Below are 23,556 nucleotides of genomic sequence, written 5' to 3'. Positions count from 1 at the left end.
CCTTACATCCCTTGGTTTTCGATAAAGCCTTTGGCTTCAAATCTGGCAATATGTTGTAAAAATGCGGCTTTGGCTTGGGCAGGCTGATTGAACACCAGCTGCTGGTGCGTATCCTTGTCACCTATTGTTTGTTCAATGGTAATCTTCTTATGGGCAATGGTGATGTAAACATAAGCAATAGCGGTCTCTTGTGTGGTTAACGCTTGTGTCTTATCACTTTCAGTTGCATGTGACTGGGCAGCTGGTTGAGCTAAGGCCGTTAAATCAAGTGTTGGTGCAGAAAGTAATGTCATTAACGAGCTATGGGCTGCTACTTGTACGCTTTCTTGTTTATTCTTAGGTTGATGTAAGCGCTTGCTCGGTACGCGTTTACTCAAGACACGAGTGTCATGCCAGCTATCATTGCCCGTGTTATTTGGGTCGTATTGATTATATCTAAGTCGTAGCGCGATAAGATGCGCGCACACGCCATGAGTGAGACGATGTTGCAAGTACTGCGGACAGCTACATTCTGCTTTAGTTACTAGCCCTTCGTCGCCTAATTGCAGCTGGCTGTGATAGGTTCGTCTGTCTTCTTCGACATGAATATCTGCACGGATGGTAATACCTTTGACAGCGACAGTCTCAACAGAGAATTTCTGCACGGCATCCGTACGGCTCATCAAATCAAAAGCCTGCTTTTCTGCCTCATTGTGGTAAGCAAACTGCGCCATATCAAGCGGCACTTGGGTCAAAGGTCTGTAGTGATACAGCTGCGTCGCTATCTCATAGCGAATCAAGCCTTGCTGAGTACCTGATAACAACCATTGCTGCACTTGTGCTTGTGTGATAGGTGCTGTTTTTAATTCTGGCTCTTGCGTTGTTAGCTGCTGGGTTAATGAATTTACCGTACTGGGGCGGCGAGTAAGTATATCCACTACCTTTACTAAACCACTATCAGTACTTTCTGCTACTTGTTCACTATCTGAGTTGAGCATGTTTTGTTGTGGACGCTTGGGTAGTAACAAGTCAAAGTTCAATGACTGTGACCAATTGGCTTGGCTAAAGCCTGTCATGGCAAAGGTGAAATGAAAGCCTTTGCCTTTTAATGTCCAATAGCTTGGCATGCCTTGACCCAGTATCGATACCGAAACGCTATCAGTATGTGGCAACAGACGTTTTAATAGGCTGAGACGACGGCGACCCCATAAGCGAATCAGCTTCGCTTGTTGACCTTGATAGGGCTTTTGCTGTTGGCTGACTTGGCTTGTGACAGTGATGTCAAAAGGTTCTAATATAATCACTGGCAGCTGCTGAGGTCTAAGCTCAATCAACAGTCCGCGGCGTTTGCCTTTGATGTCAGCATGCATACGCAGCTCAAACAGTACGTTATACAGTGCGATTGGATCAAGATGGATGGTGTCTTGTGGCAATTGACCTGCAGACTGTACTTGTAGCAGCGCTCTGATCCAGCTTTTGGGCACATTGATGCGCTTTTCTATGATCTGTTTTTTTACAGTGGGCTTGGCTACTGCACTATCAGTATCTGCTTCAGCCGTCTCTGGCATAGTTTCGAGTAACTGCAAACCGACCGCTTCATGACCAATGTCTAATATCGTTTGTTGATGATCTCGTATTTTCTCAATACCGTTAAACAAAGCCGCACTGTAATCAATACTTGTGGTACCAAGGGTAGGTTTAGCACTTTGCTCAAAAATCTCATTGGTCAAGGTCAGCTGAGCATAGCAGCCTTCATCACGGCTAAATACCTCAAAGCTGACACCTTGCTCATGCACCTGAATAATAGGATCTAAAATACAAAAAGCCAGTGGGTCGTTATCGAATAGCCATGTGAAATAATCACGCTGCGCAGTAAATAGGTTTTTATTGCTGCTGGCACGGCGCATCTGCATAAATACCGTGTACGCTGAGCGGTCTTTTGGCACATAACGGTAGTCACTACTAACCACATCAAATAAGGCTAGCAAACTGTCACGAAAGACAAGGGGAGATTTGACCTTACCATGGAAGTTAACCTCCGATCGATTCAGCTGAGCAAATAGTGCCACATGCTGAGTGTGTTCGCTTGTTTGCGCCTCCGACAGTGAGTCTGACGATTCGTTAACTTGACTGATTTGGCTAGGGGCGGCGTAGTCCAACTGCATCATCAGGCCATCAGTGTTTGCTACTTCTTCTGATGCTTGGTCTGACGCTTGATCTAATTGGTTGTCTGTAGTCATTGACTGTCTCCTTCACCCTGATTGCTTTTTTGACTGCTGTCCTGACTATATGCCAACGGACGCTTTTGCTGTGCTCGTATCATGGCACGCTGCCAGCGGCGTAGTACTTTATAAGCAAGCTTTTGAATGTCTGAGTTTTCGTGTGTCATGAGTGTCGTCAGCCATTGTTCAATATTTGGATCATGTAGCTGTCCAAGCGCTTCGATAGCGCGGATACGAACCGTCATCTCTACGTTGTCATTATTTGCACAATGATAGAGTGCATCAGCGTCTTTGGCTCTGATCCACTGTAGCAGCTGTTGATTGATTGGTATCTCGGTAGACGAGCCCTTATGTTTTAGCTCATTGTTTTTCAGCGCATTCTTTACTACAGTTATTATGGATTTTTGGGTAGATGTACCGCTTTGTTCAATACGAGCAATCAAATTTTCTAACAAAGTCTGATTATCATAAGCGAGCTGCGGTTGAGCTGTAGCTGATACGCTGCTCAACGTTGGCAAGATACTTGATAGCATCTTATCTTCAGCGACAGGTCTAGCCAGCAATGCTAACAGCGCTTGCTGCCACCAACCGCTAACAGTCGTAGAGAGCAGTGGGACGGAAGTGATGGTCAATGGTTGACGAGCAGCATTGAGCCACTCAAGCATTGCCGCGATCTGCTTAACCGCCACTTTATCGACAGCTCCTTTGGCAGTTTTGATGGACGCATGACGCATGATTAACCACACCAGTTGCGAGATGGTGCCACCCACTTGCTCAACCATATCAATCCACTGACTATTATTGATGGTCGTTGGACTGCGGTTGATGGTATCGATAAGCGTGTGCCATTGCTCGCTTGCAGTGTCAAAACGCTGCTGCAACGTCGCAACCATCTCTTTATCAAGATAGCTGGTCGGATATTGGGTCAGATAGCACAGTCCAATATGCTGTGTCAGTGTGTTACTACTGGTAATCAACGCGGTAAGCTGCGATGTTGGCATGTCTTGCTTGGCCATAATGGCATTTTGCAGTGCCATCAAGGTGTCGGCTGGTAAGTGCGCGCCATGCTGAGTGATAAATGCTGCCAGCTCATCGATGCTGCTATTATCAATGATACGCTTTAGACTCAAACGCTCAGTCTCTTCTATAAAGTCATTATTATGGTTTTGAATGGCTGTCCAATCATAAGGGTAAACCTGCGATGCGAGGCTGCCCCAGGTTTTCTGTGCCGCCGTATAAGCTGCCATAAGCACAGCACGGTCTAAACTGTTCTGCTTTAAGATATCTAAGATTAATGCTTTATTGGCATCGTTATTATTCATCTGCAATAGCCATACCGCATGCCTTTGCGGACGGAAAAATATGGCTTTATCAAGGTGAGTGCGTATATATCTGCGGATTTGTTCCCAAGCAAGCGTTGTGTTGAGCCAGCGCAGTCCATTTAACCAATGGACAATGGCGGGATTGGTGAAATGGACTGCGGGGTCTGACAAGTGCGATTTTAATAGCTCAAAAATATGCGAACTGTGCTCAAAGTCACCACCTTGTGCAAGGCGACCTAAGGCTTCACTGGCCACGTCTTGCAAGTAGTGCTCGTCATCTTCTGCTAGTTTGATTAACTTATCATAGGCTTTGTATAAGGTGTGAACCTGTAAGTTTTTATAAGCGTTGTCCGCAGGCGAACTAGCATTAGGCGAGTCAGAATTTTGATTGTTATTGCTGCCTAGCAACTCACCAATGGCTAACACACTGCAGCTGCGGAATTCAGCATCAGGGTTGTAATCTATAGTTGCCATCAAGATATTGATACCATCAGCGTGACCGCACTTAGCCAATCCTTCAGCCGCGGCAAATTGCACATCAGCGTCTTTATGACGCAAGGCATTTTGTAATGAGGCAATGCTGCTATGTCGTCTTTTGGCACGATATGCCAGTGCCTCGACCAATTTAAAGGTATGGTTGGCTGGCATCTGCTCGTAGGCGAGCGCCAAAGCACTATCAATGCGCGAGGATAAATCACTGTCGCCCGATTGTACCCATGCAAGTGACGGTAATAGCTGCGCGGCAAGCGCATAATCACTATGAGTCATAAGCGTAGTAAACAGTGACAACAAGATTTGCGAGTCCCTAGGGTGCTGACGTTGTAACCAACGCGTGTCTTCACGCTCATCTAGGTAGTCATCGATGTTTTGATCGTAACCGCTGATTTTTACTAAGGTATCAAATAAATATTTACGCTCTTCTTTATTTTTTTGCGGCGTGTGCTCAAACAGACTTTCTAAACGTTGTAGCAATGGCGCCACGAGATTTGTGTTACGCAGGTCAGCGATATCACTATAAATAAACTGCTTAGGTTTGTTGATATGTGGATCATCGAGTAAGGCTAGTAATCGTAAGTGCGCCTCATTGGCGACCTGTTCAGCAGTCGCAATATTAAAGCTGCTCTCTAAACCATTCTTTAAACGACCCTCTAAAGTGTTCTTATGGATGAATTGGTACGACGTGAGTGCATCGATAAGCAGCTGCCAGCTACGATATCTCTCATTACTGGACTGAGCGTCTTCAGCAAAATCAAACAAGTCATCAAATAGCGTGCTGTCCGCAAAGAGTACGTCATGAAACTCGACCAGTTGACTCAGTGCTTGATATTTTGCATTCCAATCATCACTCTTCACAGCGTGCAGCAAAAACGTCAGTTTGTCTTGGCGCTGCACTGACGGCGATTGACTATTTGCAAAGGGCGTGACGATGACTTGTTTCCATTCAGCAACGATCTGAGGCAGTAGCGACTGACAATAGGTCTGTAGCCCAAGCAAGCTGGCTGGCAGATGGCCCAGTCGGCCTTTTAGCAGCTGATAGGTCTCTTCTGCTAAGGTGTGATTATTGGTTTTTAACAAATCAATGAGTTGTTGATCAGCGCTACTGACAGTAGCTGTATCCGATGGTTTGCTTTGCTGCTGTACGGCATTGTTATTTGAGGTATTTAGCAATAAATCCAAGCCGCGTTTGACCATATCGCGGTAGGGCGTGCTCATGGCATAGTCAGCCAGCTTTTTGGCAGGCATGTTCAGCTTATACAAGCATTCCCAAGCCAACTCACGAGTGTCAAAACTACTGTGGTTGAGTAGTGGTAACAACACGCGACTGGTACTGTCTCGCCAGTCCTCATTGTTATTAGTGTTGTTATTGGTGTTAAGCTGCGATGATTGAGTAGCAAGCCACATTAGCCCTCGAATGGCTTGGTCTGTGGTGCTGCTATTCGCATAATAATCATCGCCTGCGCGTATGACGCCAATCCAAGCGCCAAAAGCAAGGGACTGGTATGGATAATGCACCTCAGAACTGTCTTGTTTGTCAGTAGGAGAGCTACCTACTGTTTGCGCATCGTCGTTTGAAACATCCTGAATAGAGGCTGATACAGGGTGAGCACTTAACAATGCCTGCAAACTTCGTTGCCATTTTTGTAGTGTCTCAAAAACATCGTCCTCATCGTCATAATAATCATGAGCGAGTAATTCAGATAAGTGGCAAATGACACTAATGGTTTGTGCGCGTACCAATGGCTGCTGATGTCGACTGAGGTTGGCGAGCTGTTGTAAGTTTTTGGTACTCACCGTCGTTAGAATACTTGCTCGGATAGAGGATGTATTATGCGACTGTCCTTTAACACCACCTTTATCTGCCGTGTTTGGCATGGCACCCATCATCATCGTGATGACTTCAGAGTGAGAAGATAAAATACTGCCTAATTGACGTGACAAGTAATCACTTAGGTACTGCCACGTTGACGATAGGGCTTGTTGGTTATTAGGGTGTTGTACGTCAGTAGGATAACGAGCGAGTATATTGGCGTAGACTACTGCCGTGTCATTATCGGCAAAGCTTAACGCTTCAATCAGCTGGTTAGGTCGACCAGTTCTGGTAGCGGTCTTTTCAGGAGCTTGCAAGCCATTCTGTAAATCATTAAATATCAATAACAGTCTGGCTGCTACGGCATAGGACTCTGCCTCAAACAAAGGCTGTAATTGCCGTGCATGTGTAATACCTAAACCGTGCTGCGCTTGTAGCCAATGCGTAGGCGTCATCGGTGCAACAAGCGTACTCAGATTGTCTGTTTTGTCTCTTATGTTATGAGTAAGGAAGTACTGCCCGCGAGCGTCACCCAAAATAGCCAAACACAAACTGGCTGATTGACTGATAATGTCGCGCTCATCTTTTTGCCATTTGAGCAGCAGATCAATATCGTTTACAGTCACCATGAGCGTGAGTGTTGGAGCAATTGATTTAAAATCGGCGTCAGGGTGGTTTAAATATTTATCGTACCAGTTAAGCGCGTTGTATGTTGAGGGATAAGCTAGCTTTGATAAACCAGACAGTGCTTGGCCTACGTGACTGTACCACTGGGTATAGCTATCACTTTTCTTACCTTGAGAAGGCATAGGCAGATCTAAGTAATGCTTAAAGACTTGGTACGCTTGCTCATCACTCTGCTTTGCCTGTTCTTCATCAGTATATAAGCGTGATTGGCTGGCCAGTAGTTGAGCGACTGTTAGCTGAATATCAGGATAAGGGCTGTTTAAGGCTGCGGTAATTAATGCTTCGTGATGACTTGATTGATCATCGGTGCTACTATCATCTAGGCTACTGTAATCCTCTAAAATAGTAGGCTGTAAGTCTGTCAGCGCCAAAGCAACCGTCAAGGCTTGTTTACGCAGCTCAATACTGTCATCAGCGAACACGGCCACTAGAGCTGGCATCAGTTGTGTCAGCTGAGTCGTATTGGCTCTAGTTTGCGCCGTCGTAAGGGCCAGTTGCTTGGTATCCGCATAAGGGCTGGCAAGCGCGCTTAACATGACATCAGCAAACCCTAAATGTTTACTTTGCTTAAGTGCAATATCAAAGGCTTGCTTACGGATAGCGGCAAACGTATCCGCAAAGAACAGGGTCAGGACAGCTTGATTGGTCTTTTGGTGGCTGGTTTCTTCAGTGTTATTGGCTTTATTTGTTTTATGTTTCGAGTTCATCGCTAGCAGCAGTCGTTGCCATTCTTCTATCGCAACTTGATGTACATCTTCAAAGAGGCTTTGCTGCAATAGCTCAATAATGTCAACGATAGCACTGTCAGAAACGTTTTTAGAAATATTGTCAGATGACTGCTTAAATTGGCGGTTTAATAGCACTTTAACCACTTCTAGCCGAATACTGGTAAAAGGGTTGTTCAATGCCTGTAGTAGTATGTCTGTCATCTCTGACGACATCTGATCGCTTTTGTCACTGCTATTATCACCACTATTTACGCTATCTGGTGCCACATGCTTTAAAAACAGTGCTAAAGACTGCTCATGAATGTCTTGATGTTTAGAGGCAAAACCCATCGCTGCCCAAGATAATGCATTGTCTGCCAATTTTCCATAGGCTTGCATGGCGACTTGGCGCACGCCAGCGTCCTTATCGTCCAGTAATGTCGGTAGGACTGCTTTGGCGTCTTCTATATTTAAATGACCAAGCGCGGTGGCCACACCAGCACGGATGATGGCGCTGTCATCATGGCTCATCAGACTAATCAGGGTGCCAAACGCCCGTTTGTCTTGTAGGCAAGCCAGCGCATAAGCCGCTCGGAAACTGATATCTTCGTGACTATTGCTTAAGCTTTGTAATAAGGGCTCTAACGTGTCATTGCTTAGGTTTATAGATTCAGTAGCAGGCTTCTTGGATTTTGCCGTTTTAGCCTTAGATGCTTGGGTACTATCTGCTTGCGAGATAAAATCTTGCGTGGATAAGGTTAAACGGATCGCCTCATCGGATTCTGATTGTTTAACACTCTTATCATTGGTCGCTGTGCTGCTAGCATTATCTAATAGCGTGCCACGCAGTAAGCGAAAGTCATCAAAATCAGTTAGGGTACGTAATGTTTGCGTGTCACCTTGCTGTTTCAACGCCTCTATCAATTTAGGCTGAGACAGCAATGAGACGTAAAACGCCGTTTGCCTAATCTCTGTATTACGATGATTCTGTAGCAGCATCAATTGACGCGAGACTTCAAGGTGATTTAGCATGCCGCGCTGATACAGACGAATCAGTCCTGATTGGACAATGTCTGACTGATTGCAGTCTAATGCCATCAAATCTGCTTGCGGACTGTTCTCTGGCAACAGCGTCTCAAGGGACGCCAATGCTTGCTTACGAATATTCGCAAAACTATGTGACAACGCGTCTCTTAAAATAGGCAAGATGCGGCGCTGGCTGGTGGCATCCTTCATCGCAACCTTTAGGTAACCTTGTAACGCAGAAGCCACCACTTCTTCGTAGTAACGGTTTTTAAAGGCTTCTTCTAGATAATGCAGCGGGCGCTTCGCCGTACTTGCGCGGTCGGCCAAGGCATGAAAAGCAGCAAGACGTACTTTTGCACTGTGAGCCGAGCTTAGTTGCTGCTCTAAAACCTGTGCAGTTTTATCCAGTTTTGTTGTCGCAATCCACTGTACCAATTGCAATGCTTGATTGGCCGTGAGTGTGTCGCTATCAGCAAGTAATTTTTTAACCAGCTCTAATGTTTGGTTATCTGCTTGCGCCTGTAGCAGCGCTAGGCCTTCTTTAAACGACACATCGTTATTGTTTGAGGCATCTGTCAGTAACTGGCTGATTCTCTGATAGCCGTCTTTGATGATATAAGTAACTGGCAATAGCTTGCTATTTTTTGCCGTACTATTTTGTGAGGTGCTATTCTGTGACGTACTTTGAGTGTGGTCAATAGGTATGAAACGTAGGCTCTGATCGGCACTGACTACGATGAGCGTTGGTTGTTCAGCGTAAGAAGATAAGGCGATCTGTCGAGCCTTGGTCAGATCCTCTTTACAGCTATTTGGTTGACCCTTGTCAAATGCCCATGATTTGACGCTCTTGTCATCGGCGGCAGTGAATAGCCGAGTGTCTGAGACACAAAGCGCTGTGATCATTTCGCTGTGCTGACTAGACTTGGCTCTATCAACTGGGTGCAGGTCGCCTTGGACATGTGTACGGTATAAGCACTTATCTGCGCCTGCTGAGAAGAAGTACTGACCGACCGGCTCAAAACAAAGCGCGTTTACTTTACCTTGGTGGAGCTGTTTGCGACTACTTAGACTGAACTGCGCTTCATCTGATACCCATTGATAGCTACTAACATCCCCTGTTTTATCTGCTACGACTAACCACGAGCCATCACTTGACGTTGCTAGCGCTGTTAATGCGGATTCTTTACTTGATGCTGCTATAGAAGACGAATAAGGCTCAATGATGAGAGTACTGCTGGCTTGGCTGTCTTGATAAGGCCATACCACGATGTGTTTCGTATATAAAATAGCCAGTGCATCTTGTAGTGGTGCCATTGCTACGGCACGACCTATAGTACTGTTATTATTTTCAGGTGCATCGAGCAAGGATTTAGAACTGGTCTTCTTAACTTTCTTGGCTTGCCAATCCGTTTGGTAAAGATGACCATCATCACCAATCATAACAATAGTGCTGTCATCTATCTTGGTGATGGCTTGCATCGCACAAGGCAGCGCAGTTGTCGATAAGCTAAATTGTTCAGTTTTTTGATCAAGGACGTATAAGACCGTAGCAGATGCTTGCTGCTGGCGAGTAATAAAAAGACTGCGCCCATCTTGCTTGGTTGTCTTTTGAGTTGCTGCTTGGGTACTGTTGGCCTTACTGACTAAGCCAATAATTTGACCCCAATAGGGGAGTGTTATTGTTTTCATGGTGTTATCTCAGTTGAGGTGACGTCATATTTTTTAAGTATCTTTTATCTATATCTGTTTGCCAAAGCAGTTAAGCCGATGCCACGGGCCGCAGATTTTTAGATAGCTCAGGATAGCGATGCAATAACCGTGTGACGGCAACCAAACACGCATGACGCTCCATCTTGCCTGCCGAGTGCGTAAAGGTGAATAGGGTGGGCATAATGAGTGCCGCAAAGGCGCTATCAGCCAATGCCACATCACGAAAAGTCTCAATCAACGCCAGTTTGGCACGACTCGCAGATATGGGTTTTAGTGTGATATTGCTATCTGACTCAGCGTGCTCTGATGACTGTGGTGATGCTGATCTTTTATCTGAATAGCGTTGTTGCTTATGCTTACTGCTGTCATTAGCAGTGGGCTCTTGCGAACCGCCTAGACGGCCAGGTGGTAGCTCAAAAAGACCACGGCGTAGCAGCATTAGTAGCTGATCAACTTCTGCAGGCAAGCTTGCCAAACGTTTATCTGACTGCTCTGTTATGACTGGTTGAGCGCTGCTATCTTTATCTTGAGCAGCATCTTTATCTTTACTATCGCTACTGGTTGGCTGCCAGTTTGGAGACACGTGACGCGCCTTGTAATGTTTCCATAGCATGGTCACGGCGGCATAGCGTACTTCACGGTCTGTGCTTTGGGTCAATCGATATAGAGACTGCACATCTTGGAAGTTGGCGTGACGCTGCAGCAAGGTGATGCCGATTTGGCGAGCGACTCGCGCTTTGCTTTCAATCAACGCATTCAACATGCCAGCATTCAATTGTGCTGACTGAACGTGGTAACGTCGATTGGCAACGGATGGCTTGTCCAATAGCGCACGCTTTAGCAGTTGAGTGATATCCGTATAGGGAGATTCTGCCATCATCAGCCATAGGGCTGGCGTTGGTTGCCACGTCGCCATTTCATACTCACTCAGTAATAAGCCAAATTCTCGCAGCTGGATATTACGGTGTTGCAATAAAGGAATGACACGTTCCGCATCAAAGAATGAAGAAGGGATAATCGCATCGGGATCGACTGGTCTGTCTGTCAATGCCATACAGATCTGTTCATGATGATGACTGAGGTAGCTGATCGCAAGCTCACTGATAGGTGCAGTAGCGTCATCTGTTGCCATATGCCATAGTGCATTGGCACCTGCAAAAGTATCGTCTTCAGACACCTCTCTCGATTGACCACTCAGCATCTGTAAAAAGGCGGTTTCGGAAATAATCTTTAGCGGCGCACCATCGGCGATTAAGCTTTCGGCTTTAACTTGCTTGCTACCTTTACGGCCATTACCGTATAACGGCAAACCATCATCACCGATGACCAAGTAATCTAACTTGCCGTTGACAGCACCACTGATGGTACCATTAGCCGCTTTCACAACTTTTTCGGCCTCGCCACGAGTCATGCTTTGCATCTTGCCTGTGAATAAATAGCGTTGGCCGGTTAAATCTACTTCAGTAGTAGCATCGCTATTTGAGTCTTTATTGTCAGTGCCATTACTGGAAGCGTTGTCAGTAGAGTCGCCTTCATTGCTGTCGAGATATGCGATAAAGTCGGCAGGCAAGAACCCTTTGTTAATGCGCTCAATCGCAAATTCACGATAGAGGGCTTGTTCGCTATGCGCAAGATTCATAAGCCAGTCGAAACCTAAATCTATCGGCGCAAACCGGCGCACATCAGACAGCCAATTTCGCACGGTTTCTGCTAAATATTCATCAAAGGCCAAATGCTTTTGCCAGTTTTTAGTAGGCGTGTCAGCAGATTTTAACTGTTCAATATATTCACTCACTTGCCAGTCAGGCTCATAGGCAAGCACATGCCAATAGCCCATATCAAGCGTCGCGGCTGACAGTACATCTTCATCCAACCAATCGGTAATAGTCGCTTGCGATAGTGGATTTAATAATAGCATTTGCCATATTGCCGCATTTACTTGGCTCAAATCTAAACGTCTGAGCTGGCCCAATGCAAAGTCCATGCAGTCGCTGTCATCGTAGTCACTACCATGGCGGTAACTGCCATTATGAGCAGAGAAGTCCTGTTGCTCTGTTATGTCTAGCTGCTGGGCAACGCGAATAAAGTATTCAGTCCCTAGCTCTTTGGCACTATAAAGCTCAGGCAGTTTTTTTATCGCAAAATTTACGCTGTGTGTTCTACCGCTAGTCAATCGTTCAAAAAACCACTCAGGGGTCAAGTCACGTCGCGTAAAGTGTTTGCTAAGTTGTTTGCTCGCGGTTTGATAGTGATGCTCTGTGTCTAATAGCTGCCCCCAACCGTTGACACCGATATCAGAGACAGGATCACGACTCAAGATATTGTTGATGGCAAATACTCTAACAGGCTCATAATCTGACATGGCCAGTAGCATCAGCTCAGTAAGCGATAAGTCCTGAGCGTAGCTTTTTGCATAGCCAATCGCATATTGATAGGCGGCAGGATAGTGTGAATGGAGTAGTTGTAGTACCACTTGATGCAAGCCCAATGTTTGAAATTTAGACTTTTCAAAATGTGGTGCGTTTTCTAATAGCCAAACAATCATCTCATCACGCGCTTTGCTATGCGCTTGTCCGGCAGATAAATATTGTAGCGTCTCACCACTCACATCACGTAATTGGGTTTTGAAATCGTGCTTTAGGCTATCGGTTGCGAACTGTCTGATAGCCTCGTTTTTGGCGATAGCCAGTAACTCAATAAGTGGTTCAGGGTCTCGTTGCCATGCCTCAGCGAACGCACGACCTTTAGCATCAAAGAGCTTGCGAGATGAGCGACTGCTAAATCGATTGACGCCATAATCAAGGCTGTTATGAAAGCAGATGTGATTGAGCACCCAGCTGCTTGTTTGCTCAGGGCTGCCAGCTGTCATGGCTGCGCCATAGCTGGCGAGTACAGAGACGGCAGCATCAATATAGCCAATCGGCATTTGCTGACCCAACTGCCGCAGATAACGCCATGCTCTGAGGCTCATATAGGTTTTGGTGGCTAGGCTGACAGTAGAATTAGCGGTTTGATTGAAGCGCTGTAAATCAATCTTGGCGGCAATTTGTCCAAATATCTCATAATCTTGAGAAAATTCTGCTTGCTTGTAAATGCGCTTCAATCCTTTCCACACACCATAGCTGACTGGCAAAGCCGTAATGGCTTGTTTTAAGATGGCTCTAGAATACGCGCTGCCATCTTCCCACAGTGCGGTCAATATTAGATGGATTTTGTAGCGATCAGGGAGAGGGTATACGCCTTCGTCTGCCTCAAGCTTGGCAATCATTGCCACACGCTCTGCAAACTGTATTTCGGGGTTTTGCTCCCGAAACTGATGACTTAGAATTTTGTCCAAAAATCGCTCAAATGTCAGTTCGTGCTCGGGGATGGGCGCCTCAGGAATATCATCAGCTTGAGTTGCCAATGAATATAATTTATCAACCAAGCTAGGGTCTTGAACTTGCCAAGCTTGTTGGATTTGTGAGAATGACAGACTCATAGAAATTTGCCTTAATTTTTATTTTGTCAGAGCGCGCAATTTTGTAGCACCATGAGAGCGCGTTTCAGAGAAAATATCAAGGACTTTTGTAAGGGAATATATGGGCTGCGACACATAGTGTCGCGCGCGATTTGTTTTTGCAATTATGTATTGACAATAATAACTGTTATGAGGCAAACTTAATGCGTTGTGAGATTTAGCGTTTCGCCGTTTACGGTGAGGGGCGACGTTGCGTCGTCCACGAGTCAAGCCATTACATTTTACCCAAGGAAGACTGTTTCAGTCCTGCTAATACCTAGATAAAGACCCTAGTGTCATTAGCTCGCTGGCGCAATCACGCAATCGTGATTGAGCTAATGCACTAGGGTCTTTATCTAGGTGCAGTCCAGTGAGTCTTCCATGTACCAGGTCATGAGGTAGATTACACAACAATGAATGCAACATCACTATGATGGCATTCAAGGTCTTTAAACCAAAACCGGCGTCAAACTGTTTATGCAGTCTGACGCCGGTTTTTTTATTGATGAATGAATAAACTACATTCCTAAATAATATTTGAGAATAAAAAACTATCCCCAATAACCATCAGGACATTTAGGCAATTCCACCAAAATACGACGTAGCTCCTCTGACCATTGATGGCGAATGCTGTTGAAATACTCATCATTCTCATCAATACGTCGGCCATTTGGTAGAGTTAGGCTGTCATTTTCATATAGTATAAAGTCAATTGGCATGCCCACTGACAAGTTGGATTGAATGGTTGAGTCGAATGACAGCATCAATGCGCGGGCTGCATGTCTCACGTCTGTATTGTAGCTGACAGAGCGATCTAGAATGGGTTTGCCATATTTGCTTTCACCCAACTGAAAAAACGGGGTGTCTTCAGTGGCCCTGATACAATTGCCTGCAGGATAAATCATGTACAACTCAGGCTTCTGGCCTTTTATTTGACCACCCAGCATAAAAGAGCTGGTAAATGCGCCATCGACACTAGCATTAGCGACTTTTTTTGCATGGTTCATTTTTTCACGCATGCATTCACCAACCATTTGCGCGGCATCAAATAAAGTCGGGACCGTATTGAGATTACTCTCAAGACGCTGGTCAATATCGTTTTGCAGCTTGTTAAACACCGCCTGCGATGTCGCTAAGCTGCCAGCTGTCTGTAATACTATAAATCGTTCGCCCTCAACGCCATATTGATAGAGCTTTCTGAAGGTTGAGATGTGATCAACCCCAGCATTGGTACGCGTGTCGCTAGCAAAAACCATCCCTTCTTTCAGACGAATAGCGGCACAATAAGTCATAACTGATCCTTAGTAGAATATGCTTAAAAATAGCCTATGATAGTCTTGAAACCAACACTTGACTGTAAAGATTTTCGTAACCACCGCCCATGCGTACCCCGCGGACAGGAGCTGTGTCTAAATAGTCTCGACCAATGGCGACGTAGACGTGAGAGTTTGGTTGAAACAGCTGATTTGAGATATCAAAGGTGTACCAGTAACCGTCCAGCCATACTTCTGCCCACGCATGACTGGCCATATGGTTTTCGGTATCGTCGTATAGATAGCCTGACACATAGCGGGCTGGGATATGTTGATCACGTAAGCAGCCTAAAAACACATGGGTGTGATCTTGGCACACACCTGCACTGGTCGCAAAAGACTCAGCCGCTGTCGTACCGACATGGGTCACATTCTTGACAAACGGCATCTTCATGATGAGGGCATTGGCCATCGATTTTAGGCTGTCATGAGTGGGTTTTTCTAGATAGGGCGCTGCAAACTCACGCATCTCTTGTGAGCATTTGGTTAATGGCGTTTGTACAGTAAAGAGCAGATAGGGGACATGAGCCATATCCTCCAAACGTTTGGTCTCTGTATCAATCTCAACAATACCTGACGCTTGCATTTGCAGGTTGTTATGCGCCTCATTACGGCTAAGGGTGAGCCAGTCATTGCCAAAGCCGTCCTTTTGATTGGTCGCCACTTTAGGCAGCATGACCTCCCATTTGTGAATAATTTGGTGCGGCATCTGCATGGGCGTCATGCGTATATACTGGACACTACGCTGTGCAAGCTCACCGTAATAATAGTTGGTTTGATGGCTGATTTGAAGTTTCATGATGGCTTCCTATTTTTCTGTTTATTTCATATGTATGGTCAATCCCATATAAATCAGATATGGCGTCAGGCGAGCTTAGTCTACTATTGGTAGTATTGTTACTCGCCTTCCTATTATCTAAATTATCTGGAATCGACTGTATCATTAGCGCCTGTAATCATCTTGTGGCTAGACACCTTGACGCAAGATGATATTGAACTCTTTACTAATCAGCTCAAAATCACTAAATTTCTTCGATCTAATCATCTGATTGGCCAAACGTGTCAGCTCACGCCAGCGTGTGTTTTCAGGCAGCTCATTGATCCAATATTTAAATTCAAGACTGACTTCTATTGAGTCTTCTTCTAGTAGCACAGCCCGCTCAAGCTGCTCGAAATGACGCCCTAATTGCCAAAAACAAGTCACTGTCGGGTGCTCTTGTTTCATCGCAGCATTACACGCATGTAGCTGCAAGGTCGCTGCCCGATAGGTGCCAGCACTTGAGAGCCGTTTAATCAAGTTGTATAACTCAGCAGTGTCTTTACCAATGACACCTTTGGCCTCTTGTACATTGTCATCTATCGATTGAACGATGTTTGGTATGATATTTCGTTCCAGATCAGACAGCATCTGCGCTTTCATGGTCTTAAACGATTCATCCGCATCTGCATCAAAACCTAAATGGCTGATTAAGTGCTTCAGCTGTGATTTTTTGAGATCGTCTTTGACCAGTTGCTTCATGACATTATCATAGTAATACAGGCGCTCGCTGTATCGGCCTAGCCATATGAGATGACTGGCAGTGGAGAGTAGCAAGATCATTGGTGCGTCATCTAGCATCTCATAGCCTGCTTCTTTAGGCTGCACACGATCATAATAGTTGGCGTGATCTGAGTTGTTGGCATCTAAAGGCACAGGCGTGTATTTGCCAGCTTGACCATTACCGTTTGGTTTTTTGGTTTCAGATTGTAGGTGACTGTCATCGACGACCCAAGTGTCTTTGATACCGCCACCTTGAGATGAATTAACGACTAATGAGCCCTCAACCATGGCCACACGAGTCAAGCCACCCGGTACGATATCGACTGTGCCATCGCCGTGACTGAGGATAAAGGGACGCAGATCAATGTGACGCGGCGCAATGCCATCGATCACAGCAGTGGGGTTGGTCGATAACGAAATAGTCGGCTGAGCAATGAAACCGGCTGGGTTTTCAAGTAAGCGCAGGCGATACTCTTCAATTTCCTTTTTGGTGGAGGTTGGGCCAATGAGCATGCCGTAGCCACCTGAGCCTTGGGTTTCTTTGACGACCAGCTTGTCTAAGTTATCAAGCACGTATTTGAGCTCATCAGGCTTGCGGCATTGATAGGTTTCTATATTTGGCAGGATCGGCTCTTCGTTTAGATAGAATTTAATCATGTCCGGCACAAAGGGGTATAGACTCTTGTCATCAGCCACGCCCGTACCTGGTGCATTAACGATAACCACATTGCCAGCACGATAAGCACTCATTAGCCCTGACACACCCAAGATAGAGTCAGACTGAAAGGCTAGCGGGTCGATATATGGATCATCAATGCGGCGGTAGATCACATCGACTTGTACCTTGCCGCGAATGCCTTGCATGTAGACCTTGCCGTCTTCAACGACCAAATCATAACCATGTACCAGTGGTACATTCATCTCGTGCGCTAAAAAGGCATGCTCATAATAGGCACTATTGAAGCGTCCTGGGGTTAAAATAACGACTTGTGGATCATATTTGGATGTTGAGCTGGCAAGACAGGCTTTGAGACGGTTGGGATAATCACTGATGCCCATAATAGGAGTGTCAGCAAATATATCAGCTAAGAGTGTTTCTGATATATTGCGGCTCTCAAGCATATATGAGACGCCTGACGGGGTACGCAAATTATCCTCTAAGACACAAAATTTACCCGTCTCGTCTCGAATCAAGTCAATACCGCTGATGTGCGAGTAGATAGGTTTATCAAGTTCAATGCCCATCATCCATGGCTCATAGCAGCCACTAGCATAAACATAGCTGGCAGGTACAATATCAGCCTTCATAATGGCTTGATCATGATAGATGTCATGCAAAAAAGCATTGAGGGCGGTGATGCGCTGTTTACAGCCTGCTTCTATTTGTTTCCATTCACTCGCTGCAATAATGCGTGGAATGATATCAAACGGAATCATACGCTCGATGTTTTTGGCATCGCTATAGACCGTAAAGGTGACCCCTTTACGGTAAAAGATGTTTTCTGCTTGTTCGTTTAGATAATTGAGGGCATCCATGTTGATGTTATCAAGCCAATTACCAACGGCTTTTGCAACTGGACGATACTGACCTTTACCCGTTTGGAGCTCATCAAAGCTTGGTGCTCGTGATGGGGGAGTATCTGCTAAATTCTTGACGGGTGTATCCTCTGACTGATTCTGTGATTGGCTTTGCGATGGCTCTGAAGCGTTGTTTTTTGTACTCGTTTTAGGGGCAGCCGTGTCCTTATTTGTGTTTTGATTCTGACTTTGGCTTTGGTCTTGCGACTGGTCTTCTTTTGATTGATTTTGGCTCTGAGACTGGGATTGAGATGATTTTTTATTCATAAATACCACACGTATCCTTGGTAGAATCTAGATGATAGTGGACAGACAATAGCGTCAATTCGCCATACATAGCGCCTGTATCTTGTATGAACTATACAACGTCTACTGGGCAATATACAACAATCGTTCTATAATAAAATGGAATATATTCAATATGTTATGAATTAGAATATTATGAATAAGTGTTCTATGGTCCACTAAATAGGACAAGAAATCGTTGAACAAGGCCAATAAAACCATGAAAAAACACCATCGTTCTTTAATACTGGCAGGTATAGGATTGTCAGCGACTATCAGTGTGACTGGCTGTGGTAGCGCACCACAACAAGATATCTTGCCCGCTGGTAGCACAGTGATAGCGCTTGGCGATTCATTGACTTATGGTTATGGCGCGAGTCCAGAAACTGCCTATCCTACGGTACTTGCAGACTTAAGCAAATGGAGAGTCATTAATGCAGGTGTCAATGGCGATACATCCGCAGATGTGCTGGCTCGGGTGGACGAAATCACTAAGCAAAATCCTGATTTGGTGTTGCTCAGCGTCGGCGGCAATGATGTATTGCAGCGTATTGCACCTGATACGACGCGTGCCAATATTACCGAAACGATTAATCAGTTTAAATCCGCTGACATTTCAGTGGTACTGATGGCACAGCCTTATTTTAGTACCAGTGCCTTGTTTGGCAAGGCTAGTGACAACCCTATTTATGAAGACGTTGCAGAGGCTGAAGGCATACCGCTATATTCTGATGGTTGGTCGACTGTGCTGTCGAATGATGATTTAAAATCAGACCGCATACATGCCAATGCTGCAGGCTATAGACAGTTTGCAGAGGGTCTACATGGTTATTTACAAGAGGAAGGCTTGGCACGTTAGAGCCATGAAAGAATAAGTAGAACAGGTATCTGGTTTAAAGCCCTACTACGAAACTAAAAAAGAGAGCTCTTTTGAACTCTCTTTGCCATTCATTACTAATATATTGATTCAGCTGAAATTAATGATGTTAAGCATGCATGTATCACATAACCACGATCAGACCTTCATTAGCGGCTATCTTGCCCTCACAGATGTCTTGATAAATATCTAGTAAGTCACTAATCTCATCAAGCTCTTTAATTTTTAGCCATGCATTGGTTTTTGCGGTGCTGTTCATGATATAGCGCATAGAGCGTTTATTAAATTCTTCAGGGCCCCATTCTTTCATGCATTGCTGTACATGACTGGGCGCAAAAAACTGCTGGCTACGTTCTTGAATGATACCGTCTACATGGCGCGGTTCGTCCCAATGCGTGATACCGACATTGCTGGTGTAGCGCATGTTTTCGCCTAAGTGCTTATGTAGTCTACTCAGTACATCGGTATTGGCCGACATATCGACAATGACTGTTGGTTTGCTGGCGTCAATCTGCTCAAGCGTGTCATAGCTCAATACGCTGTCATAGGCGCCGATTGACTTAACAAAATCTATATGACGGTTTGAAGTTAGGCCGATAACGTGCGGCGCGTCTTTATCATCAGCTAGGCCATATGCTAAGCCTGTACTGGTCTTACTAGAGGCACTGATAATAACCACTTGTTCTGCGCCAAACCAGTCATTACTCTTCAATAAATCATGCAAGCAAAATGAGGTCAGGTGCAAGACAAACAGTAGCATCCGCTGATCATCATGGGCGCGGTCATAACCTCGCTCGTGGTTGACGCGTTGATACATATTATAGCCAGGTGGTAGCTCGGCACGATGGGCACTACCATCGAGTAAGCTGGTTTGCGTGACTCGCTTAGGAGTGATAACCAATTCGCTGGCAGGCGGGAAGTAACCGAATAAGCGCTCACCGATAGGTAGTGCATCGCTATTTGATTCGATGACATCGGCAAAGCCCCATACAGGAATAATGCCCCATTTTTCGGGTTCATTCCCATTTGGCGGAAAAAACTGCCAATAGCGTAATTGGTCACCCATGACTGCATAAGTAATATTATTCGCAGTAAAAGCAAAGCGATCGACTTTGACGCGTACTTCACCATCACCAAGGGTATGAATAGGCGTCTCTTGCAGGCGAGCTTGAGTCAGGTTTGCTTTGTTGGTTTGAAATTCTTGCATAGTCGCTATCCTTGATAGTTATTATTAAATAGTTACTTTTTAGGTATTAGCGGTGTTGGCTTGACGTGCTGCTGTTATTTGAATAACTTCCCCCATCAGTTTAGGCATATTAGCAGCGGCTTTTGGTCCTGCTTCTTTTAGACGTTTAAGGATAGCCAGCTCTTCAGGTGGCGTATCTTCGCTGGCACGTACCAATTTGGTGAAGCCATCTAAGCGATTGTTAATCATCCATTCACGTAGCGCAGGCTCTTTTGACCAACGCATTTGATTCTTCATTTGTTTAACGAGTCCAACCAGAAAGTCCGTATCATGATTTGGGATCGGTACCACTTGGCACAACTCATTTTTGACAGTTTCATCGTCATAGTTGGCTTCAATGTGGGCGATGAACGCCGCACTAAATACAGGCTGATAGGTACGTACGGTTTGTACCACCACAGTATCACCTTTGAATACATCGTACGTCTCTGTCACTGGTACTGCTCGTGCAGAGCAGTCGATATGCATCGTGTTGGGTGTGGTAGCAATGCTGTCCTCACCAAAATAAATATTGTCAGTATCTAAGCGAGTCACGCGTCCTTTGCGCACAATGTTTTCAACTCTACGTAACTGCTTAAGCTCTTCACTACTAATGGTAGCACCATGGAACATTTGCGGGCGTACATTTGGATCAATACGCATTAATACGCCGCCTTTTTCTAAATGATTAAAAAGGTCTTCGATGTTTTCAGCTTCAGCAATCGCTTCTGCTTGAGTAGCCTGCGCCCCTATAGTGTTCACAAAAAAATCACGAGAAGGCTGAGTATTCTGACGATCGATCAGCCAAGCGTCTCTTGGCATAATCCATGTAATGTGGTCTGGGTTGATATGATTTTCTAGTAACCATAAATCTAAAAACGATCGTAATTAGCAGTATAGATATCAAACAGCAATCAATAAATATTCATAATAAGCAGACAAATGGCATTTCAATCAATCGCTGCTTTATTCAAAAAAAATAAATAAAACATGGATTTTTTATCTTGTAAACCATATTTTTTTAGGTTATTTTTTAATATTGATTACATTTCTTTGACCAAGGAGAGGCCGTTTGAATACTATCTTATCACCGCTTACCGTTTCAGTCGTTGCGGCCCTAGCAATGCTGACAGGCTCGCAAACATTTGCAGATGCTCAGTACGGTACTTATGGTGAAGAAACGGCGTTAACGCTTGCCCGCGACTATGCTGGCAGGTATACAGGATCTGACAAAGAAGTCCAAGCTGCTGATTATATGCAGCAGCGCATGACTATCGATGGCAGTAACAACCAAGTCAATCGCCAAACTTTCGATTTCGTAGCGCCTCGTGGTTTATTCAAAGGTGAGACGTTAACGAGCAATAACGTTGTCGTGACCCAAAAAGGTAGTGCTGATACCAACAGAACGCTGTTTGTCGGTGCACATTATGATTCTGCCGTCGCCTATCCAAATTATGAGAATTTAGAGGCGTTGGATGATAACGCTTCTGGATCTGGCGTTTTGACTGAGTTGACCAGAAACCTGACTGGTATTGAAACAGAGCATGACATTCAGTTTGTGGCATTTGGTGCAGAGGAGGGTGGTCTCAATGGTTCAAAGGCGTTTGTTGATCAGCTCACGGACGCAGAAAAAACGACCGCACTGGGTATGATTAACCTAGACAGTCTGATTACAGGCGACAAGATGTATGCCAACGCAGGGCGAAATGCTTACGATAATAACGGCAATGAAGTGGCTGCCAATGTAAGTTTGCGTGAAAATGCGCTGCGTATTGCTAAAGAGCTTGGTATTACAGTGGAGGTCAATCCAGCCATTATCGCACCAGGTAATACAGAACCATACGAGCCTTATGGCGTTGGGTGCTGTAGTGATCAGGAGTCTTTTGATAGTGTCATGCAGGTCGTAGGATTTGAGGCAACCAACTGGAGCCTCGGGCCTGACTATGATGGTTACACACAAACTGAAAACCCAGATATTCCAGGTGGCTATACGTGGCATGACCCTGCATTAGACAACGAGGAAGTACTCACGGCGGCCTTTGGTGCAGAACGACTATCACAAAGAATGCGCGACTACTCTCGTATCATCAGTAGATTGATTGTCGAGCAAACCAATGCTGATATCATCGCATCAGCCAAAAGTGCGCTCAATCTGCAAAACACGATGGGCTTAGCTTTACAGGACAATGCTACCGACTCGCACTCAGCGGTGCTTGAGCGCGCCAATGCTTTGGCATTGCATACTCTCGATGATGCGGAGCCTTTTGATTCCGAGTCGCGTACTCAGGTTTGGGTAGATGGCTCTCAAAGCTATGTGGATGCTGATGATGCACAAGAAGGCACTCGTGCCAATATTGGTCTATATGGCGAGTACGTTATACAACCTAGCTGGCGTGTTGGCGCAGGTGTGCAAGCGGCCAATCAAAACAATAAAAGCGTAGAAAACGGTATTAAAAAAGATACGAATTATGGTGTTCAAGCCTATTCTTTATTGGGCGGCAAAGACACAGCTTGGTGGAATACTACTTCTTTAAGTCTGTCTAAGCATGACTTGGACGTTAATAGAACTGTAAAACTGGATGGTAATGATGGTATCAACATTATCAACAATAGCGAACGCGGTAATGCCGATGCCGATGTGTTTAGCGCACACAATGAGCTTGGATATAATTTTCTTATGCAAAAAAATATCGCCCATGGCGCCTTTTTGGGTCTCAATTACAGTGATACAGACATAGAGGGTTATACCAGTGGCAATGGTAATTCTCGCACTGCGCTCAAGATTGATGACACCTCTAGCGAGGTATGGGATTCAGAGCTTGGTTACCAGTTACAGTATGGTTTTAATTTGATGGGCACGCCTGCCAAGCTTCAAGGCAAAGTCGCTTATGTGCATGTGATCGAAGATGGTCTAATAGATGATTTATCGACCACGTCTTTAGCTGACGGCCGGACAAGAGAGGTTAGCATCACTCAAGCAGATAAAGACGACGATTATGGACGTTTTGAGCTGAGTGTGAGTAACAAGGTTCATAAAAACGTTTATGCATATCTGAATGGCGACACCACCTTTGCACGTGACGATAAAGACAGCTCAGTACAACTAGGCTTGCAATATCAGTTTTAAATATCAATGTATGAATGTCATAATTTGTGAATATAAACCTGCGCTGCTCAATAATTGATTTATGAGCAGCGTTTTTTCTTATATATTTCAATATACCAATTATAATGGCGTATTATTGATTACCGCTATAATATTCAGAGGTGGTAATAAA

9 protein-coding genes and 1 pseudogene are annotated in these 23,556 nt (G+C 45.1%); 2 read left to right on the top strand and 8 right to left on the bottom strand.

Features of this window, described 5'->3' with window-relative positions; genetic code table 11:
* Nucleotides 1-2 precede the first annotated feature (2 nt).
* The 6 genes and pseudogenes from RH96_RS03720 to RH96_RS15330 form a co-directional block, all read right to left on the bottom strand.
* Entirely contained in the window at nucleotides 3-2,219 is a 2,217-nt protein-coding gene (locus RH96_RS03720; RefSeq protein WP_010197456.1) for a hypothetical protein, read from the bottom strand.
* Complete coding sequence (locus tag RH96_RS03715; protein ID WP_010197454.1) at nucleotides 2,216-9,940, bottom strand: HEAT repeat domain-containing protein; 7,725 nt, start codon at nucleotides 9,938-9,940, stop codon at nucleotides 2,216-2,218. The genes RH96_RS03720 and RH96_RS03715 overlap by 4 nt, the downstream gene beginning before the upstream one ends.
* 70 nt (nucleotides 9,941-10,010) lie before the next feature.
* Entirely contained in the window at nucleotides 10,011-13,442 is a 3,432-nt protein-coding gene (locus RH96_RS03710; protein WP_010197450.1) for a BRCT domain-containing protein, read from the bottom strand.
* A gap of 569 nt (nucleotides 13,443-14,011) precedes the next feature.
* Nucleotides 14,012-14,752, bottom strand: a complete 741-nt coding sequence (locus RH96_RS03705) for a peptidase (RefSeq protein WP_010197448.1) — start codon at nucleotides 14,750-14,752, stop codon at nucleotides 14,012-14,014.
* A 34-nt stretch (nucleotides 14,753-14,786) separates the two neighbouring features.
* Entirely contained in the window at nucleotides 14,787-15,572 is a 786-nt protein-coding gene (locus tag RH96_RS03700) for a transglutaminase family protein (RefSeq protein WP_010197446.1), read from the bottom strand.
* Between the two features lie 957 nt (nucleotides 15,573-16,529).
* Nucleotides 16,530-18,158 (bottom strand): annotated as a pseudogene (locus RH96_RS15330) (circularly permuted type 2 ATP-grasp protein); the annotation flags it as partial.
* Between the two features lie 238 nt (nucleotides 18,159-18,396).
* On the opposite strand from RH96_RS15330, the gene RH96_RS03690 reads away from it, so the two are divergent.
* The gene (locus RH96_RS03690) at nucleotides 18,397-19,035 is read left to right on the top strand and encodes a GDSL-type esterase/lipase family protein (RefSeq protein ID WP_010197443.1); all 639 of its coding nucleotides are present in this window, start codon (nucleotides 18,397-18,399) and stop codon (nucleotides 19,033-19,035) included.
* A 142-nt stretch (nucleotides 19,036-19,177) separates the two neighbouring features.
* Here the strand turns inward: RH96_RS03690 and RH96_RS03685 are convergent, their stop codons facing one another.
* Together RH96_RS03685 and RH96_RS03680 are read right to left on the bottom strand one after the other, a co-directional pair.
* On the bottom strand, nucleotides 19,178-20,260 hold the full coding sequence (locus RH96_RS03685; RefSeq protein ID WP_010197441.1) for a DUF2855 family protein: 1,083 nt from the start codon (nucleotides 20,258-20,260) through the stop codon (nucleotides 19,178-19,180).
* Nucleotides 20,261-20,299: 39 nt separating this feature from the next.
* Entirely contained in the window at nucleotides 20,300-21,100 is an 801-nt protein-coding gene (locus RH96_RS03680) for a hypothetical protein (protein ID WP_010197439.1), read from the bottom strand.
* A gap of 250 nt (nucleotides 21,101-21,350) precedes the next feature.
* Between RH96_RS03680 and RH96_RS03675 the strand changes: the two genes are divergently transcribed.
* On the top strand, nucleotides 21,351-23,405 hold the full coding sequence (locus RH96_RS03675; RefSeq protein ID WP_010197436.1) for an autotransporter domain-containing protein: 2,055 nt from the start codon (nucleotides 21,351-21,353) through the stop codon (nucleotides 23,403-23,405).
* Nucleotides 23,406-23,556 lie beyond the last annotated feature (151 nt).

This window comes from Psychrobacter sp. PAMC 21119 (assembly GCF_000247495.1).
Taxonomy (GTDB): Bacteria; Pseudomonadota; Gammaproteobacteria; order Pseudomonadales; family Moraxellaceae; genus Psychrobacter; species Psychrobacter glaciei.
Note: the sequence above shows the minus strand (reverse complement) of the source record. Positions and strands in the feature narration are given on the sequence as shown.

What these genes read in the sequence shown, in the direction of transcription:
- RH96_RS03720 (WP_010197456.1), bottom strand. Translation starts at nt 2,219, where the DNA reads ATGACTACAGACAACCAATTAGATCAAGCGTCAGACCAAGCATCAGAA.
- RH96_RS03715 (WP_010197454.1), bottom strand. Translation starts at nt 9,940, where the DNA reads ATGAAAACAATAACACTCCCCTATTGGGGTCAAATTATTGGCTTAGTC.
- RH96_RS03710 (WP_010197450.1), bottom strand. Translation starts at nt 13,442, where the DNA reads ATGAGTCTGTCATTCTCACAAATCCAACAAGCTTGGCAAGTTCAAGAC.
- RH96_RS03705 (WP_010197448.1), bottom strand. Translation starts at nt 14,752, where the DNA reads ATGACTTATTGTGCCGCTATTCGTCTGAAAGAAGGGATGGTTTTTGCT.
- RH96_RS03700 (WP_010197446.1), bottom strand. Translation starts at nt 15,572, where the DNA reads ATGAAACTTCAAATCAGCCATCAAACCAACTATTATTACGGTGAGCTT.
- RH96_RS03690 (WP_010197443.1), top strand. Translation starts at nt 18,397, where the DNA reads ATGAAAAAACACCATCGTTCTTTAATACTGGCAGGTATAGGATTGTCA.
- RH96_RS03685 (WP_010197441.1), bottom strand. Translation starts at nt 20,260, where the DNA reads ATGCAAGAATTTCAAACCAACAAAGCAAACCTGACTCAAGCTCGCCTG.
- RH96_RS03680 (WP_010197439.1), bottom strand. Translation starts at nt 21,100, where the DNA reads ATGCCAAGAGACGCTTGGCTGATCGATCGTCAGAATACTCAGCCTTCT.